The organism is Vibrio sp. 2132-1 (assembly GCF_033344315.1).
In genome coordinates, this window is the sequence record NZ_JAWPON010000708.1 from 1 (window position 1) to 555 (window position 555).

Consider the following 555-nt stretch of genomic DNA (forward strand, 5'->3'; position numbering starts at 1 on the left):
GTATTTGCAGGCGCGAGTATCGCTTGGGAAGTTGATCTGTTTGGGCGCATTGACCGCCAAGCGAACGCGGCGCAAATTCGTCTCGAACAAGCTCAAATTTATCAAAACGGCTTGAACACGGTGATCACGGCGGATTTGATTCACAACTACTTGCAATACCAAGGCGCGAGTGAGCGCCTTGAATTGGCAAAGTCGAACTTAGAAGATCAACGACGCACACTCGACCTCGTCGGAAAAGTCGTGCGTAGCGGCTACGGTTCTGATCTCGATTTAGCCCAAGCAAAGGCCACGCTTGCGGCGATGGAATCGCTCGTTCCGCAGTTAGAGATTGCCCAACAAGCGCACAAACATCGTTTAGCAGTATTGCTTGGTGAGCCGCTAACGCAAGTCGAAATTCGCCTGTCTAAGCAGCATAGTGTACCTGTCATGCAGGACATGGTGCCGGTCGGTTTACCTTCCGATCTGTTGAAACGTCGTACCGATATTCGCTTAGCCGAGCGCGAAATGGCCGCGCTCAATGAAGAGTTAGCAGCAAGCGTTGCTGATCAATATCCG

1 protein-coding gene is annotated in these 555 nt (G+C 51.7%); it reads left to right on the plus strand.

The annotated features are described in order from the left end of the window. On the plus strand, window positions 1–555 hold a 555-nt coding region (locus tag R8N47_RS27515), incomplete at both ends, for a TolC family protein (RefSeq protein WP_318186402.1).